Consider the following 14,686-nt stretch of genomic DNA (forward strand, 5'->3'; position numbering starts at 1 on the left):
TTCCCCTGCCTACGTATGCCCGCTTCTCCATCCTCCAGTGCCCAGGCCGCGCGGCGGGCCGTTGCCGCGCGGCTGCGCGAGCTGATGCTGGACGCCGGCCTCAACGGGCAGCAGCTTGCTGCGCGTTGTGGCTGGCACGAGTCCAAGACCTCGCGCATCCTCAACGCCCGCAAGGCACCCTCCGAGGACGACATCCGCGCCTGGTGCGCCGCATGCGGCGCCGGCGATCAGGTGCCGGACCTGATCGCCACCGCCCGTGCCGTCGACTCGATGTACATGGAGTGGCGGCGCCTGCACCGCGGCGGTCTGACCCGCACCCAGCAGCAGAGCCTTGACCGGTATGAGAGCACCAGGCTGCTGCGGGTCTACGCCTCCAACGTCATGCCGGGCTTCCTCCAAGCCCCCGCCTACGCCACTGCGTTGCTGACCAGCATCACCCGCTTCAAGGGCTACGCCGACGACGTCACCGACGCGGTCGCCGCCCGGGTCGCTCGCAGCCGCTTCCTGTACGAGGGTGGCCACCGCTTCGTCGTCGTCCTGGAGGAGTCCGTCCTGCGCTACCGCATCGGCGATGCCACGGTGATGGCCGGTCAACTGTGCCACCTGCTGACCGTGATGCCGCTGCCCTCGCTCAGCCTCGGGGTCATTCCCTTCGCCGACGAGCGCGCGGTGTGGCCGCTGGAGGCGTTCTACGTCTTCGATGCAGCCAGTTGCACGGTGGAGACACTGACGGCGGAGATCAGCGTTACCCAGCCCCGCGAACTCGCAGACTACGCGAAGGCGTTCAGCGAGTTGTCGCAGATGGCGGTGCACGGCGAGGCCGCCCGGCGCCTGATCACCGACGCCGTCGACGCCCTCGGATGAAGACCCGCAAGAACTCGCAAGTACATTGAGTGATGGCGATGTTACTCCCTACTGTCGTCAGTGCCGCTCCGCGGGAAATGAACCAGAGGCACCTCCTGGTCCTGGGGCCCGCGGAGCGGCGACCACCCCTGAGGGAGAGGAGCCCCGGAGATGGACACGCTCGCGAACGACGGCGGAGGGCGCGGCGGTGGTGGAGGCGGTGGCGGTGGTGACGGGCACCCCGGGACGCCGTGGACGCCGCCGTCCGACCCGCCGTCCCCCGACGGCACCACCCCGCCCGGCGACGGAGGCCACAAGAAGTGACGCTCGCACCTGAGCAGAAGGGCCGCCCCGCGCAGGGGCGGTCCTTCCCCGTCGCCGCCGACTGGGCGCCGGCCTTTGACGCCGTGCCCCGCTGCCTGTTCCTCCCGGACCTGATCTGGGCGCACGATATGGCCACCGGCAGCAGCCGGGCTGTTTGCCGGGCAGAGGATGACTCGGGCTGGTTCGCGGCAGCCGAGGCGGACATCCCGATCATCACGCAGTGGGACGACGGCGGACACCAAGGCACCGAGCCCGGCACGGTGCCGACCAGCTCCGCGTCGATGCCCTCGCTGGTCGCTTCCATGCTGGACGACCTCCGGGCCGAGGCCGGCATGCGGGTGCTGGAACAGGGCACCGGCACCGGCTGGAACGCCGCCCTGCTCGCCCACCGGCTCGGCGATGCGAACGTGACCACCGTCGAGATCGACCCGCAGGTCGCCGCACAGGCCCGCGCCGCGCTGCACCGGGCCGGCTACCGGCCCGAGGCGGTCTGCGGCGACGGCGCCCTCGGCTGGCAGCCCGGCGCCCCGTACGACCGGACCATCGCCACCTACGGGCTGCGGCAGATCCCGTACACCTGGATCGAGCAGACCCGGCCCGGCGGCATCATCCTCGCCCCGTTCGGCACTCACTACTCCAACGCCGACGCCCTGGTCCGCCTCACTGTCGCCGCCGACGGCACTGCGTCCGGCCCGTTCCTGCAGCCGGTCGAGTTCATGAAGATGCGTTCCCAGCGCCTCCGGTGGCCCGAGCACCCCGCCGACGGCGGCACCGTCGCCGAACACGTCACCACCGAAGGACCGCCCCCGCACGGCAAGTTCGATCCGTTCCCGTTCGCCGCCGGGCTGCGCCTGCGGGATGTGACCCACGCCGTCCAGCCGCACGATGACGGCGCTCGGACCCTGTGGCTGTACTCCCTCACCACCCCGGCCTGGGCGGCGGCGACCTTCCGGGACGGAGACACCGCCCACCGGGTGCGCCAGTACGGCGGCCGCCGGCTGTGGGAGGAGTTCGAGCAGACCCTCGCCTGGTGGCACGAGGCGGGCGAGCCCGGCGTCGAGCGTCTCGGCCTCACCGTCACCCCGGGCGGGTGGCACGCGTGGCTGGACGATCCTGCCGGTTCGTCGAGCGCGGCTGGGTGCACCTGGCCGACGACGGTGCGGTGACGCTGACCGGCGCGGGCCGACAGGCGTACCAGCGGGTCTCCGAGCAGTCCGGAGCCCTGAGCGGCCGGATGATGGAGTGCCTCTCGCCCGAGGAAGACGAGGCGTTGATGGAACTGCTCCAGCGGGTTGCCGGCCACCTTGGCACCCTGGCGGCCGAGACACCCCGTCAGTAGTCGTCGGCGCACTTCTCCCAGTTGGGGGAGCTTGGTTGCAATTGCCGTCGTAGGATTGGCAGTTATGGTTGATTTCTATGCTCCGACCACTCCCTACGACCATGGATTCCTCGACACCGGAGACGGCAACCGCATCTACTACGAACAGCTCGGCAACCCTGAAGGCAAGCCCGCCCTGAACGTCCACGGCGGCCCGGGGTCGGGCACGCCGCAGCGGCCGACGAGGGCCTGGGACCCCGAGCGCTACCGCGTCATCCGCTTCGACCAGCGCAACTGCGGGCGCAGCACCCCGCACGCCAGCGACCCGGCGGCGGACATGAGCCTGAACACCACGCAGCACCTGATCGACGACATGGAACGGCTGCGCGAGCACCTCGGCATCGAGCGGTGGTTGCTGAACGGCGCATCCTGGGGCTCGACGCTCGTCCTGGCCTATGCGCAGCAACACCCCGAGCGGGTCAGCGAGATGGTCATCCCGGCGGTGACGACGACCCGTCCTTCCGAGACCTACTGGCTTTACCGGGGTGCCGGGCGGTTCTACCCCGAGGCGTGGGACCGGTTCCGCGACGGCGTCCCCGCGGACGAGCGGGACGGCGACCTGCTCGCGGCCTACGCGCGGCTGATGGAGAACCCCGACCGGGCGATCCGGGAGAAGGCCGCAGCCGACTGGCTCGCCTGGGAGGACGCGGTCATCTCGAACGAGCCCAACGGCGTGCCCGGCATGTACAGCGATCGCGAGGTCGACGAGCAGATCGCGTTCGTACGGATCTGCGCCCACTTCTTCAGCAACGGCGCGTGGCTGGAGGAGGACCAACTGCTGCGCAACGCCCACAAACTGGCCGGCATCCCGGCCGTGCTGGTCCACGGCCGACACGACATGGGCAGCCCGGTACAGACGGCGTGGGAGCTGGCGAAGGCGTGGCCGGACGCGCGGCTCCACATCATCGAGGACTCCGGGCACGCCGGGAGCGAAGCGATGGGGCAGGTGATCCGGGAGGCCATCGAGGAGTTCAAGGACCGGTGATCCGTACAGGACGACGACCGAGCCGTACAAGGGCCGGGTGCCGGGCGGGGTGTTAGAGGGTGCGGGCGAGGTCGACGAAGGCCTGCCAGGCGGTGGGGGAGAAGGTGAGGTGGGGGCCGGCCTTGTCCTTGGAGTCGCGGACGAGGACGGCACCGTCCTCCCCTTCACCCTCCTCCTCGCCCTCCTCGCCTGGGCCTACCCCATCGCCCACCACCACCGGCCACCACCGCCACCCGCCTGCGGCTACTGGCGATACATGGCACAGACCGACGAAGACTGTCACCATGATCTCTTCGTAGGCGGCAATATCCCGCTGGTGGCGCGACCTTCGCGGGTTCGCTTTTCAGCAGGTCACGGGCTTGTGGGTGGCGCCCCCGGTAGGCGCGCAGTCAGTGTTTGAAGGCGTCCTTGATCTTCGCCCCGGCCTGCTTGGTGTTGCCCTTCACCTGGTCACCTCGGCCCTCGGCCTGGAGACGTCGGCTGCCGGTGACGCGACCGACCTTCTTCTTGGCTCCACCCTTGACCGCTTCTGCCTTGTGCGCGATCTTCTCGGCGATACCCATGGTGAGCCGCCTTTCGTCAGTCGAATGCCGGAGCGGGCCGGTCGGCGGCCTGCGCGAGATGGTGGCGGCCTACCGATGAGCGCCCCGGCGCCCGAAGAGGTGGACTCTCCGGTGGTGGCCGTCGTCCGCCTGCTGGTGGCGGTCGTCATGGGGTGAGCTGTTCTCCCGCGCGTTCGCCGTGTCGGTGCGGGCGGCGTCGCGCTGGTCGATCAGGTCGTCTCGTTCCTGGACGGCAGCAGCCGTCTCGTGTCGGGACTTCTTGAGTTGACCGCGCCTGGCGTGACCGCGGTGAGCAGTGCGGCGTGCACCGCCCAGGAGGAGGCTCAGCCCGAGAAGGCCAACGGCGCCGACCACGATGCCGTAGAGGAACAGCGTGCCGGTAGAGCCGGTCACGTGGTAGCCGAATACCGCGAACTCGTGCCCGAGTGCGTGGGCGCTGCCGGCGTTGCTGAGGACGCCAGCGACACCGACGATGACCGCAGCTGCTAGGACGATGAGCCCGATGATGACGAACATGACGTCCTCCGGGTATCTACCGCGTACGCGCCGAACGCCCTACCAGTAGTGCCGCCGTCCGCCGACCGCGTGCCCCACGGACCCCAGTAGCAAAAGGATCAGTCCGATCACGGCCACGACGATCCCGATGGTCCACAGGATGGCGATCTTGGCGACGAACCCAACGACGAGCAGAATCACTCCGAGAACAATCATCGCGACCTCCAGGCTCGCAAGACCCCCTCAAGGTGACTTGATTCCCGCTGGTCACGCGGCCAAACAAGTCGCGATCGGGCCCCGGAACCGGAGCCGTCGACCGGGGCTGCCCGCTCCCGAACGGAAGCGGTCGGCGGCTCACAAGGCTTCGAGGGGATGGCACCGACCCGGACAGGCGGCGCGCGCCCGGCCGGGCTGACCCGCCCGCTCGAGGCCATCCGCGCAGCCCCGATTTTGTCCACCCATACGCACCCGCCGTTCCCGCTCGGCCGGTCCCCACCGGGCGGCCGGCGGTGAGACCATGAAAGAGCGGCGACCGTGCCGCCGACCATCACACCTCCGAACGAGGGATGATCATGGTCAAGGTCCTTTTGGTGCTGTTGTGCCTGGTCCTGCCGTTCCTGGCAGTACTGATCAAGGACGGGCCGAGTATCAAGGTGCTCTGGGCCTTCCTCCTTCAGTTGTGCGGCCACGTGCCCGGAGTCATCTACGGCATCTACCAGGTGATCAAGGACTGAGACCCCGAAACACGCACCCCACACGCCGGGTTGGCACCCATGTCACGACACGACAACGAACACCGGCACAGCAGCACGGCCGACGAGACCAGGCCCGCCACAGGTGGAGCCGGTCCCACTGAGAGCCCGACCGATCTGCCCAAGGGGTCGTGGTGGGGCGTTCTGAAACGCACCACCAAGCAGTTCAAGGCCGACAGCCTCAGCGACGCGGCAGCCGCGCTCACCTACTACGGCCTGCTGGCGATCTTCCCCGCCCTGCTCGCCCTGGTGTCGATCCTGGGACTGGTCGGCAGCTCGGCCACCAAGCCGCTGCTCGACCACCTTCGCGACCTCGGCCCCGGATCCGTCCGCCAGATCCTCACCACCGTGGTGCAGCAACTTCAGGCCGACCAGGGCAGGGCTGGCTTCGCGCTGGCCATCGGGATCGTCCTGGCCCTATGGTCCGCCTCCGGCTACATCGCGGCCTTCATGCGCGCCGCCAACAACGTCTACGGCATCGACGAAGGCCGCCCGCTCTGGAAGACCCTGCCCGCACGACTGGCCCTGACCGTCGTGTTCGTCGTGCTCCTCGCGCTGACCGCCACCGGCGTCGTCTTCACCGGCACACTGGCCACCGGGACAGGGAAGATCCTCGGAGTCAGCGAGAACGCCGTGCAGGTATGGGACATCGCCAAATGGCCCGTCCTGATCGTCATCGTCATCGCGATGGTCACCCTGCTCTACTGGGCCGCTCCCAACGCCAAACGGCCCAAGCTGCGCTGGATCCTGCCCGGGAGCCTGGTCGCCGTAGCCCTGTGGATCATCGCATCCGGCGTGTTCGCCTTCTACGTCGCCAACTTCAGCAGCCTCAACAGCACCTACGGCAGCATCGGAGTCGTAATCCTCTTCCTCCTGTGGCTCTGGGTCTCCAACCTCGCGATCCTGCTGGGCCTGGAGTTCAACTTCGAGCTGGAACGCGGACGAGCCATCCAAGCCGGCCACCCACCCGAGGAAGAACCCCACCCCGAACCCCGCGACACCCCCAAAACACCACCCGACCCCCCACAAGACCACGACAGACCCGGCCACTGACTCCTGCGCCTGCCGCCCCATCAAGCGGCGCACCGGCCGACTGCGCGCCGTCTCGACCTCGCCCAGGTTCCGCACGATCAGACCGCAGGCATCCGACCGAAGCGCCAGGCCGCGGAGCAGCGATCACCCGCCCCGCCCCAAGGCTCAGCACATCCGGTAACGCTCGAAGCCACCCCGGAGGCGGCCGAGATCGCCGACGCCATCCGTCACCCTCTGCCGACCTCGGCTCCCCCGGTACCTGGCCGTTCGGGTGACAGCCGTGCCGGGTCGTGCAGTACCGCATGGCCCGCACCGCCGCGACGCGCGAGGATCGCAGTGACATTTCCCCGAGGTGAGGAGCTGACGTTCCATTGGAGCGTACGAGCCAAGGACCGCACCGAGGTCACATTCGTCCTGTCCGTCGGCCACCCGGCCGTGGGGCAGTCAGCATGGTAGGCGACGTCAACGACTGCCAGCCCAGCGCCCACCCGCTGACCGAGCGCCCCGACGGCACCCACGCCGTCAAGATCACCCTGCCAGTCGGCCAGTGCCACGGCTTGCGTTACCCCGCCCACGACGACCACCGGCTCGACGAGGACAGCGCGGACGCCCAAGACGGCCGCGACAGCCGCCTGGACACCTGACCGCCCGGCGCAACGCACAGCCCCGCACCCTATCCAGAGAAGAGACACCTCCGTGACCGACATGTGGAGCTACAACCCCGAGTCGCACTACACGCCCGGCGTGAGTCTGGTCGGCTTCAAGGTCGAGGCGACCGACGGCCATATCGGCAAGGTCGACGAGGCCACCGAGGAGGTCGGCTCCGCCTACCTCGTGGTCAACACCGGCCCGTGGATCTTCGGCAAGCACGTCCTGCTGCCCGCCGGCACCGTCGTGCGCGTCGACATGAAGGAAGAGAAGATCAACGTCAACCGAACCAAGGAGCAGATCAAGCACGCACCCGAGTACGACCAGGACAAGCACCGCGGGGACAGCGGCTACCGCGACCAGGTCGCCCAGTACTACGGCCGCGACCACAACTGATCCACCCGGCTGCGGCTCCCGACGTGCGCGGGAGGCGCAGGTCTGTGCAGGGTGGCAGCTGGCCAGTACCTACCGGGCGTGGGCCTGGCCCGTGACCAGGAGATGGCCAAGGGCCTCGCTCCGGATGCCGGCGATGATCCGCTCACGAATGGGCGTCCACCCTCATCGCACGCGGCGCACGGCCAGGGGGGACCGTGCGCCACGTCACTGCCGTGGCGGCAAGTGTGTGCCTTCTCCGCGCGTGCCACGGTAAGCGGAGCGTCCGGTCAGTCCGGCGCTGGAGTGCCGGCTGGGCGTGAGCTGGCACGGGCGCGAGTACTGGATCACCTGCCGCCGGGCGCCCTCAGCACCCGATACCCCCCCCACGCCTTGACCATCTCGCGGTACGTGCCCGCAAAGAAAGCCGGTGCTGCTCAGCGTCGCCGGGCGTCCAGGCGGGCGGCGACGGGCCAGCGCACGTCGGTGATCCAGCCGACGCGCTCCAGCAAACGGATGGCGGCGGCGGAGGGGTCGATCTGACGGCGGTCGACGCCGTGGCGCGCGCAGGTGGGATCCGCGTGGTGCGTGTTGTGCCAGCTCTCCCCGAAGGACAGCAGGGCAAGGGGCCACAGGTTGGTCGCGCGGTCGTAGCGGCGGGTGCGAAACGGCCGGTTCCCGATCAGGTGGCACAGAGAGTTGACGCTCCACGTCACGTGCTGGAGGAGCGCGACCCGCACCAGCCCGCCCCACAGCAGGGCGGTCAGCGCGTCGTGCAGGGTGGTGCCGATCACCCAGCCCGCGCCGAAGGGCAGCGCGAGCGAGAGTACACAGAGCGCGGGAAAGGCACGCGAGACGGCGCGCATGCGCCGGTCCGCGAGCAGATCGGGGGCGTAGCGTTCCGCTGCGGTGACTGTGCCGGCGAACAGCCAGCCCACGTGGGCGTGGGCCAGGCCGCGCAGCTGGCCGCGCAGGCTGGTGCCGTAGCGAAACGGCGAGTGCGGGTCCCCGGGGCGGTCGGTGAACGCGTGGTGGCGGCGGTGGGTGGCCACCCACGCGATCACATTCCCTTGGAAGCTCATCGACCCCGCCACCGCCAGCATCACACCCAGGCCAGGGCGGGGGGTGAAGCCGTGATGGGTCAGGCCACGATGGAAGCCCACCGTCACGCCCAGTCCGGTGACGACGTACAGCACCAGGGCGAGCATCACGTCCACCGGTCCGATCAGGCGTCCCCACAGCACCCATCCCGCCAGGGCCAGCGCCAGGAACGGGAATGCCACGATCACCGCGACCGGCGTCAACTGCCACCTCGGCGCCCTCGTCCCGGCCGCCTGCTCATCCCGGGGGAAGGGTGACGTTCCGTCGTAGACGTAGGGCACCTGAGCCGCCGAGGGCTCTGAAGAGGCCCCGGTCCGCTTCGAAGTGGCCATCGTGGGCTCCTCGCCGTCTCGTCCATAGCACGGCCGGCGCGCAGGCCGAACTCCGGGTGACACGCCTCTTTCTCCACGGTAGGCGGCATGCCGCCGAGAGCGGCGCCCGCTGAACGCCCACGTGCGCGAGGTCCACCCGTTTGCCCCCCGCGGCCAGGCGGATCACAGTGAGGGCAGAAGTCCTCGCGCGACCCCAGGTCACCGTGATCGTCCTCGCAGTGGTTCCGCTCGCCGTCGGGTTCGTCGCCACGATCGCCATCCGGTGGGCCATATGGATCATCCTGGCCGTCATCGGACTGGTCCTGGTGCTGCTGGTGTCCATCGGCGCCGTCGTCCACGGACTGCTGTTTCTGCTCGCCATCGGTGTTCTTCTCCTCATCGCCGACGTGGTGTTCCTCGCCGTGCGCTCGGCCCGGCGCCGCCCAGGCCCGCGCCCGCTCCGCCGACGGTGACGGTGACGGGCCGTCTCCCAGCCGTGATCGCCGATCACGTCGCTGAAGGACTCACGGCCCGGGAGGAGATGACGCTGAGGGCCGACCATCCCTGCACGGGACGCCACCGCCCGTGCGACGGCGACCGGCCACGGGACAGCCGTGCCTGAGCCGATACCGGCGAGTTGAGCCGGCGTGCCGATCCTGCCGACGGCCGCGGGTAGGCCGCAAGCCGAAACGGAAGTGAAGAGATGCACAGCCCAGAGACACCCGAGCCGAGCGAGGGCGGCCTGTCCACCGAGGACTTGGCCGGCGCCCGACAGGACACCGGCGAACAGGCTCAGGACCGTTGGGCGGATTCGCCACCGGCGTTCCCCGGGGAAGCCACCACCACCGAGCGAGAGGGCAGCGGGCAGGAGGCCGTGGCGGAAGACCGGGAGAAAGGCGACGCACACACATCCGAGCCCGCCGAAGACCCGGAAGCGGCCGAGGAGAGCGAACCCCTGCTGGGGGCGGACCAGGAGGAGTTCCGCTCCCGGTGGCAGAAGGTTCAGAGCGAGTTCGTCGACGACCCGCGAAACGCCGTGCAGGCGGCCGACACCCTGGTCGCCGAAGCGATGCAGGCACTCGCCACCACCTTCGCCGCACACAAGCAGGAGCTTGAGGGCCAGTGGCACCGCGGCGACGAGGTACCGACCGAGGAACTGCGCATCGCACTGCGGCGCTACCGCTCGTTCTTCAACCGCCTGCTCAACACCTGAGCAGTGCAGCAAAGACACGCCGCACGGCCGCGCGCCACCTCGACCTCACCCAGATTCCGCACGAGCAGACCACAGACATCCGGCCGAAGCGCCAGGCCGCGGACCAGCGATCACCCCACCCTGCCCCAAGGCAGGGATCGCAGCCGGCTCCGCTGATCACAGACCGTAACCCCGCGACCGCTGGTGAAGGCAGGCGAGCGGGAGCAGGCTGGGAAGTGCACCAGTAATCTGCCCGGGCCGGCGACCACAGCAAGGGGACGACGGTGATCCAGATCGAAGACATTCGCGAATGGCGTACTCACGACGTCGTCGACGCCGAGGGACACAAGATCGGCACGCTGGAGGCGATCTACGTCGACACCAGTACCGACGAGCCGGCCATGGCCACCATCCAGGTCGGCCTGCCCACCCGCCACCGACTGGTCTTCGTCCCCCTCGAAGGCGCCTCGGTCGGGCCCGGGTACGTGAAAGTGGCCTACGCCAAGGCACTGGTGAAGGACTGCCCCGCGATCGGGACCGACGACATCCTGCCTGCGGGGGACGAGGAGGCCGTCTTCCAGCACTACGGCCTGCCCTACCAGAGCGGCGCCGCAGGCGAGCGCCAGCTCGCCCGCCGCTGAGCGCCGTCGATCGATGACGGAGGCATGTGATGGTTCTCTTCCTCGTGGTCGTCATCGTGGCGATCGTGCTGGGCGTCGTCGGCATCCTGGTGCACGGACTGTTCTACCTGATCGCCGTCGCCGTCCTCCTCCTCGTCGCCGACGTGGTGTTCCTGGCCGTGCGCTCGATCAGGAACCGGCGATCCCTGCGCTGACACGCGGACAACCGCGCGACTGACAGGCCGACGGGTCGGCCTGGCTCGCAGTCGGTCCGCGGGACGAGCGCGGGTGCCTGGCCTGGGGGGCGAGCCTGGCCGAAGTCCGTACACCGTCAACGGGCACTCCGATCCTCCTCGCAGTGCGGCTGGTGCCAGGTGGTCCGCACGCGTGTCCCGCCCATCGTCAGGTGCTCGGTGCAGGTGGTCGCACAGCAGCCGGCGGTCCCGGAACGCGGATCTGATGCGGTCAGCTGGGTCGGCCGCAGCTCGGCGGCAGCCATCGGGGCGTCGAGTTCCTCAAGCAGAACGCCCAGGGCACAGGCGCTGGAGCGGCGACGGTCGCGACGTCCGAGTGTCATCGACCAAGGATGCCGCGCGGGTAACCGCTCGCTCTACTGACACGCCGGGCAAACGGCGGCGTAGGCCACGCCCCCCGCCCTCCGTCATGACCTGATCACGTAGGACGAACCTACGGCGAAGATCCCTATCAGGAGGGGCATTTCCGAGAATCAAGCGCACAGACGTTCGTCTCCCTTGGTCGTGAGCGTGTACCCAACTGACAACCAAACTCTGCAGTCTGGACGACCTGCGGCCGAACAGAACTGACACCAGCGCAGGTCAGCGCATTTCATGAGTGACATGTAGCTCACGGAGTCGCACCGCCCCGACCAGCCCTCCCACCACCCGCTGATCCGGGCGGGCAGGTAGAGGTCGGTGGCGTCGTCCGCGACGCGTACTGGGTGGGCGAGGCCGCCGAGCAGGCCCGCGGGAGCAGGTCCGGTCGGCGGCCGGACCGGGGCCGTTCGACCCACCGCGATGACCGTCCCGGGCCCGGGATACCGTGCACCGACATCGGAGGTGGATACAGCGGGTCCGGGAGGTTGTCATGGGACGACCGGCGGCCGGGAGCCCGCCGGCTCGTCAGCGATCGATACGGGACCACGCGGGGATGACCGATGACCATACGGTGCCGGACCGCGCTGCAGTTGCTGCTCAATGGACCGCGCTTATCGAAGACCGACGGACCCGGGAAGACATTCACGCTTGGAAAGCGTGTTGGGGGCAACCCCTCACGAGTTCGAATCTCGTATCCTCCGCAGTGCCCGAGCAGGCAAGACGAAGGCCCGGACCGCTCACAGCGCTTCTTTCACGGCCTCTGCGGCGCCGGTCACTGTCAAGTGGCGGTGAGAACCAGCACGGCCTGGTCGTCGATGGTGGAATCAGCTGCGAAGGCGGCGACTGCGGCGGTGACGGTCTCAATGAGGGCGGTGGCGGTCGGGGACGTGGCCTCAAGCGTGACGAGGGCCTCAGCCAAGCGGTCCTCACCGAAGAACTCGCCGTCGGCTGAGCGCGCCTCGGTGATGCCGTCGGTGACCAGGATCAGAGCGTCGCCCGGATACAGGTCGATGCTGCAAGCAGACCCGTCGGGGTCGGGGCCGATACCCAGGAGCATGCCTGGTTGGGCGAGTTCTTCGACCGTGCCGTCGGCGCGGCGTACGAGTGGGGGTACGTGGCCGGCGCGAATCAGGTTCAGTGCGAGGTGGGATGCGGTCTGCCGCAGTTCGGCGTAGACGAGTGAAACGAAGCAGTCCTCGTCGGCGGTGTTATCTGCCAGAGCGTCGTTGATGGCGGCGACCACCGCCGCCGGGTCGTTCAGGAGACGGGCGGCGGCGCGTGCGGTGTGGCGGACCATGCCGGTGGTGGTGGCGGCCAGAGCACCGCGCCCGCACACGTCACCTATCATGAGCGCCCAGCAGTCGTCGGACAGCGGGAAGACATCGTAGAAGTCGCCACCAACGTCGAGTCCTTCGCCGGCGGGATGGTACGAGGCCGCCAGAGTGGTGCCGGGAATCCTGGGCAACTCGGGAGGCAGCAGGCCTGCCTGCAGGTCGCGGGCCAGTTGGACGCGGTCGGTGAACTGGTGGGCGTTGTCAGCACTGGATGCGGCCCGGCGGGCGAGCTCCTCGGCCAGGGCGACGATGTGGCTGTCCATCGGCCGGTCAGTAGCCAGCAGGGTCAGTACGCCGAAGGTGCCGCCGCGAGTGGCCAGCGGCGCGCACACGTAACCGGTGACGCCGAGCTGCGCAAAGAGACCGCCCGTACGGGCGCCGAAGTGGTCGGTCTCGGTGGTGCCGGAGGCCAGTACACGAGCAACCGCGTTGTCGACCTCGTCGCTCAGTTCAGGGGAGGCGAGGAGGCCTTCCTCGGCCCGGGTGGAGGCGGCCACGGCGATCCGCCGGGTCTGGCCACCCTCGACCACGTGGACGGCGCACAGTGGCGCCAAGGTCGGCACGGTCAGCCGGGCCAGGCACTGCAGGCAGTCGAAATAGTGCAGCTCGCGCGTGATGGCGGTGCTGGCGTCCAACACGAAAGCCAAGTCCTCACGGGCCGCTTTCTCACGCTGCTGGGCGGCATGGCCTGCCTCCACCGCGCGGTGGCGTTCGATGGCCAGGGCGGCAATGCGGGTGAACGCGGCGCTGAGCGCCACGTCCTTGTCCTCGGGGGCCTTGGGGGTGCGGTGGTATATCGCGAAGGTGCCCAGCAGCCGACCGTCCACTCCTTCGATCGGGGTGGACCAGCATGCCGCGACCTCAGCCCGCTTTGCCAAGTCGCGATAGCCCTCCCACCGGGGATCGGTGGCGATGTCGGTGACGATCACTGGCGCGCGCAGGAAGGCGGCCGTGCCGCACGAGCCGACGCCGTCGCCGATGGCGATCCCGTCGACCGCCTCGTTGTAGAAGGCGGGCAGGGTCGGGCCGGTGCCGTGCCGCAGGTGCCGGCCGTCGGCATCGACAAGCAGCACCGAGACGATCATTTCCGGGGACAGGTCCTCGATAGCCCTGGCCATGCCGCTCAGGATCTCGTCCAGCGGGGCGTCGCGCGCGATCTGCTCCAGCAGGATGCGCTGCTCGGCGGCCAGGAGCTGGGCATGGTGGTACGCGGTGGTCTCCACCGCGATCACCACTACTCCGTCGACCTGGCCGACCAGGTCTCGGCGGGGCTCGTAGGTGAAGTCGAAGAACCCCTCCCGCTCCGCCCCCGGCTCACCGAGCACGAGCCGCCTGCCTTGGGCCCGGTACGCGGTGCCGGTGCGGTACACCGCATCGAGCCGGTCGAGGACGCCCTGCGAAGCCAGTTCCGGAATCAGTTCTCCGATCGGCACGCCGGTGCGCCTGCGGTCGCCTCCACAGGCCTCGAAGAACGCCGAATTCGCTGCCTCCAGCAGATGCCTCGGGCCGCTCAGCGCAGCGAAGATCGCCGGAGCCTGCCCGAACAGGTCCGCGTACTCCCTGCTCCGCCAGTGCGGGGACCCGAGATGTGTCGTGGCAGAGCCAAGGCGATCAGGCTGTAGGGACATGACAGCTGCCCTCTCCTGCATTAGCCGACCGCGCCGTCGCGCCCTACCCCCACGATGACACACCGCTACGCGGATTCCAGGTCCCGGATTCGACCCGCCCTGAAGATGGGGATCCCTGCGGCTCCCGGCCCCTTGGCCGACGGACCCTCCTCGGCTCCGCGGGCGGCTCCTTCCGCGGGCCGCGGTTGCACGGCGAGGTGCTGCTCGGCGGCAGGGACTGGGCGCTGTTCCGCCCCGACGGGGCGATGGCGCCGGACGTAAGGCTGACCCTGCGCACCCACGACGACGCCCTGGTGCACATGACCTACGGCGGCCGCTGGGTCATGCCGCCCGAGCTACGGGCCGATCTGGCCGAGCCGACCAAGCGGTACGAGACAGGCCGCCCGAGCCACTGCTCGCGGGGTGTTGCGGGCGGCGCGGGTGGATCAGGGAGCGCCGGTCTCTTTCACGCTAGGAGCAGTTCGACGCCCGCTGTATACCGTCCGTGACTCCCG

At 69.4% G+C, this 14,686-nt stretch carries 21 protein-coding genes; 14 read left to right on the plus strand and 7 right to left on the minus strand.

Annotated elements, in window-relative coordinates:
- The first annotated feature begins 15 nt into the window (after positions 1–15).
- The 5 genes from KV557_RS05730 (at position 16) to pip (ending at position 3,530) form a co-directional block, all read left to right on the plus strand.
- A complete protein-coding gene (locus KV557_RS05730) occupies positions 16–864 on the plus strand; it encodes a helix-turn-helix domain-containing protein (protein WP_218198632.1) in 849 nt (282 codons plus the stop codon).
- A 150-nt stretch (positions 865–1,014) separates the two neighbouring features.
- Positions 1,015–1,167 carry a hypothetical protein gene (locus KV557_RS05735; RefSeq protein WP_218198633.1) on the plus strand — a complete coding sequence of 51 codons (153 nt, stop codon included), beginning with the start codon at positions 1,015–1,017 and terminating at the stop codon, positions 1,165–1,167.
- Positions 1,164–2,333, plus strand: a complete 1,170-nt coding sequence (locus tag KV557_RS05740; RefSeq protein WP_218198634.1) for a methyltransferase domain-containing protein — start codon at positions 1,164–1,166, stop codon at positions 2,331–2,333. Before KV557_RS05735 ends, KV557_RS05740 begins: the two co-directional genes overlap by 4 nt.
- Positions 2,306–2,506: a hypothetical protein gene (locus KV557_RS05745; protein WP_218198635.1), complete on the plus strand. Its 201-nt coding sequence runs from the start codon at positions 2,306–2,308 to the stop codon at positions 2,504–2,506. Before KV557_RS05740 ends, KV557_RS05745 begins: the two co-directional genes overlap by 28 nt.
- A gap of 64 nt (positions 2,507–2,570) precedes the next feature.
- Complete coding sequence (gene pip, locus KV557_RS05750; protein WP_218198636.1) at positions 2,571–3,530, plus strand: prolyl aminopeptidase; 960 nt, start codon at positions 2,571–2,573, stop codon at positions 3,528–3,530.
- A 52-nt stretch (positions 3,531–3,582) separates the two neighbouring features.
- Here pip and KV557_RS05755 read toward each other — a convergent pair whose 3' ends face one another.
- From KV557_RS05755 to KV557_RS05770, 4 genes are all read right to left on the minus strand, one after another.
- Positions 3,583–3,741 carry a DUF397 domain-containing protein gene (locus KV557_RS05755; RefSeq protein WP_308129778.1) on the minus strand — a complete coding sequence of 53 codons (159 nt, stop codon included), beginning with the start codon at positions 3,739–3,741 and terminating at the stop codon, positions 3,583–3,585.
- A 178-nt stretch (positions 3,742–3,919) separates the two neighbouring features.
- Complete coding sequence (locus KV557_RS05760) at positions 3,920–4,093, minus strand: CsbD family protein (protein WP_218198638.1); 174 nt, start codon at positions 4,091–4,093, stop codon at positions 3,920–3,922.
- A gap of 69 nt (positions 4,094–4,162) precedes the next feature.
- The gene (locus tag KV557_RS05765) at positions 4,163–4,609 is read right to left on the minus strand and encodes a hypothetical protein (RefSeq protein WP_218198639.1); all 447 of its coding nucleotides are present in this window, start codon (positions 4,607–4,609) and stop codon (positions 4,163–4,165) included.
- Between the two features lie 39 nt (positions 4,610–4,648).
- Positions 4,649–4,804 (minus strand): DUF6131 family protein, encoded by a 156-nt coding sequence (locus KV557_RS05770; RefSeq protein ID WP_218198640.1) that lies wholly within the window; start codon positions 4,802–4,804, stop codon positions 4,649–4,651.
- Positions 4,805–5,160: 356 nt separating this feature from the next.
- Here KV557_RS05770 and KV557_RS05775 point away from each other — a divergent pair, with 356 nt between their 5' ends.
- The 4 genes from KV557_RS05775 to KV557_RS05790 all read left to right on the plus strand — a co-directional run bounded on the left by KV557_RS05775 (position 5,161) and on the right by KV557_RS05790 (position 7,416).
- Positions 5,161–5,322: a YqaE/Pmp3 family membrane protein gene (locus KV557_RS05775; RefSeq protein WP_218198641.1), complete on the plus strand. Its 162-nt coding sequence runs from the start codon at positions 5,161–5,163 to the stop codon at positions 5,320–5,322.
- Positions 5,323–5,361: 39 nt separating this feature from the next.
- Positions 5,362–6,393 carry a YihY/virulence factor BrkB family protein gene (locus tag KV557_RS05780; protein ID WP_256176995.1) on the plus strand — a complete coding sequence of 344 codons (1,032 nt, stop codon included), beginning with the start codon at positions 5,362–5,364 and terminating at the stop codon, positions 6,391–6,393.
- Positions 6,394–6,821: 428 nt separating this feature from the next.
- The gene (locus KV557_RS05785; RefSeq protein WP_256176996.1) at positions 6,822–7,016 is read left to right on the plus strand and encodes a hypothetical protein; all 195 of its coding nucleotides are present in this window, start codon (positions 6,822–6,824) and stop codon (positions 7,014–7,016) included.
- A 61-nt stretch (positions 7,017–7,077) separates the two neighbouring features.
- Positions 7,078–7,416: a PRC-barrel domain-containing protein gene (locus KV557_RS05790; RefSeq protein ID WP_256177027.1), complete on the plus strand. Its 339-nt coding sequence runs from the start codon at positions 7,078–7,080 to the stop codon at positions 7,414–7,416.
- Between the two features lie 413 nt (positions 7,417–7,829).
- Here the strand turns inward: KV557_RS05790 and KV557_RS05795 are convergent, their stop codons facing one another.
- Positions 7,830–8,825, minus strand: coding sequence for an acyl-CoA desaturase (locus tag KV557_RS05795; RefSeq protein ID WP_218198643.1), 996 nt, complete (start codon positions 8,823–8,825; stop codon positions 7,830–7,832).
- A 203-nt stretch (positions 8,826–9,028) separates the two neighbouring features.
- On the opposite strand from KV557_RS05795, the gene KV557_RS05800 reads away from it, so the two are divergent.
- The 4 genes from KV557_RS05800 (at position 9,029) to KV557_RS05815 (ending at position 10,831) form a co-directional block, all read left to right on the plus strand.
- Positions 9,029–9,277: a hypothetical protein gene (locus tag KV557_RS05800; RefSeq protein WP_256176997.1), complete on the plus strand. Its 249-nt coding sequence runs from the start codon at positions 9,029–9,031 to the stop codon at positions 9,275–9,277.
- 230 nt (positions 9,278–9,507) lie between these two features.
- The gene (locus tag KV557_RS05805) at positions 9,508–10,017 is read left to right on the plus strand and encodes a hypothetical protein (protein WP_218198644.1); all 510 of its coding nucleotides are present in this window, start codon (positions 9,508–9,510) and stop codon (positions 10,015–10,017) included.
- Between the two features lie 263 nt (positions 10,018–10,280).
- Positions 10,281–10,637: a PRC-barrel domain-containing protein gene (locus KV557_RS05810; protein WP_218198645.1), complete on the plus strand. Its 357-nt coding sequence runs from the start codon at positions 10,281–10,283 to the stop codon at positions 10,635–10,637.
- Positions 10,638–10,666: 29 nt separating this feature from the next.
- The gene (locus KV557_RS05815) at positions 10,667–10,831 is read left to right on the plus strand and encodes a hypothetical protein (RefSeq protein WP_218198646.1); all 165 of its coding nucleotides are present in this window, start codon (positions 10,667–10,669) and stop codon (positions 10,829–10,831) included.
- Positions 10,832–10,947: 116 nt separating this feature from the next.
- Here the strand turns inward: KV557_RS05815 and KV557_RS05820 are convergent, their stop codons facing one another.
- Complete coding sequence (locus KV557_RS05820) at positions 10,948–11,193, minus strand: hypothetical protein (protein WP_218198647.1); 246 nt, start codon at positions 11,191–11,193, stop codon at positions 10,948–10,950.
- An 815-nt stretch (positions 11,194–12,008) separates the two neighbouring features.
- On the minus strand, positions 12,009–14,192 hold the full coding sequence (locus tag KV557_RS05825; RefSeq protein WP_218198648.1) for a SpoIIE family protein phosphatase: 2,184 nt from the start codon (positions 14,190–14,192) through the stop codon (positions 12,009–12,011).
- A 5-nt stretch (positions 14,193–14,197) separates the two neighbouring features.
- On the opposite strand from KV557_RS05825, the gene KV557_RS44800 reads away from it, so the two are divergent.
- Complete coding sequence (locus KV557_RS44800; RefSeq protein WP_218198864.1) at positions 14,198–14,680, plus strand: DUF3237 domain-containing protein; 483 nt, start codon at positions 14,198–14,200, stop codon at positions 14,678–14,680.
- Positions 14,681–14,686 lie beyond the last annotated feature (6 nt).

It is taken from the genome of Kitasatospora aureofaciens (genome assembly GCF_019192735.1).
Lineage (GTDB): Bacteria > Actinomycetota > Actinomycetes > Streptomycetales > Streptomycetaceae > Kitasatospora > Kitasatospora aureofaciens_A.

What these genes read in the sequence shown, in the direction of transcription:
- KV557_RS05730 (WP_218198632.1), top strand. Translation starts at nt 16, where the DNA reads ATGCCCGCTTCTCCATCCTCCAGTGCCCAGGCCGCGCGGCGGGCCGTT.
- KV557_RS05735 (WP_218198633.1), top strand. Translation starts at nt 1,015, where the DNA reads ATGGACACGCTCGCGAACGACGGCGGAGGGCGCGGCGGTGGTGGAGGC.
- pip (WP_218198636.1), top strand. Translation starts at nt 2,571, where the DNA reads ATGGTTGATTTCTATGCTCCGACCACTCCCTACGACCATGGATTCCTC.
- KV557_RS05760 (WP_218198638.1), bottom strand. Translation starts at nt 4,093, where the DNA reads ATGGGTATCGCCGAGAAGATCGCGCACAAGGCAGAAGCGGTCAAGGGT.
- KV557_RS05765 (WP_218198639.1), bottom strand. Translation starts at nt 4,609, where the DNA reads ATGTTCGTCATCATCGGGCTCATCGTCCTAGCAGCTGCGGTCATCGTC.
- KV557_RS05770 (WP_218198640.1), bottom strand. Translation starts at nt 4,804, where the DNA reads ATGATTGTTCTCGGAGTGATTCTGCTCGTCGTTGGGTTCGTCGCCAAG.
- KV557_RS05775 (WP_218198641.1), top strand. Translation starts at nt 5,161, where the DNA reads ATGGTCAAGGTCCTTTTGGTGCTGTTGTGCCTGGTCCTGCCGTTCCTG.
- KV557_RS05780 (WP_256176995.1), top strand. Translation starts at nt 5,362, where the DNA reads ATGTCACGACACGACAACGAACACCGGCACAGCAGCACGGCCGACGAG.
- KV557_RS05785 (WP_256176996.1), top strand. Translation starts at nt 6,822, where the DNA reads ATGGTAGGCGACGTCAACGACTGCCAGCCCAGCGCCCACCCGCTGACC.
- KV557_RS05790 (WP_256177027.1), top strand. Translation starts at nt 7,078, where the DNA reads ATGTGGAGCTACAACCCCGAGTCGCACTACACGCCCGGCGTGAGTCTG.
- KV557_RS05795 (WP_218198643.1), bottom strand. Translation starts at nt 8,825, where the DNA reads ATGGCCACTTCGAAGCGGACCGGGGCCTCTTCAGAGCCCTCGGCGGCT.
- KV557_RS05805 (WP_218198644.1), top strand. Translation starts at nt 9,508, where the DNA reads ATGCACAGCCCAGAGACACCCGAGCCGAGCGAGGGCGGCCTGTCCACC.
- KV557_RS05815 (WP_218198646.1), top strand. Translation starts at nt 10,667, where the DNA reads ATGGTTCTCTTCCTCGTGGTCGTCATCGTGGCGATCGTGCTGGGCGTC.
- KV557_RS05820 (WP_218198647.1), bottom strand. Translation starts at nt 11,193, where the DNA reads ATGACACTCGGACGTCGCGACCGTCGCCGCTCCAGCGCCTGTGCCCTG.
- KV557_RS05825 (WP_218198648.1), bottom strand. Translation starts at nt 14,192, where the DNA reads ATGTCCCTACAGCCTGATCGCCTTGGCTCTGCCACGACACATCTCGGG.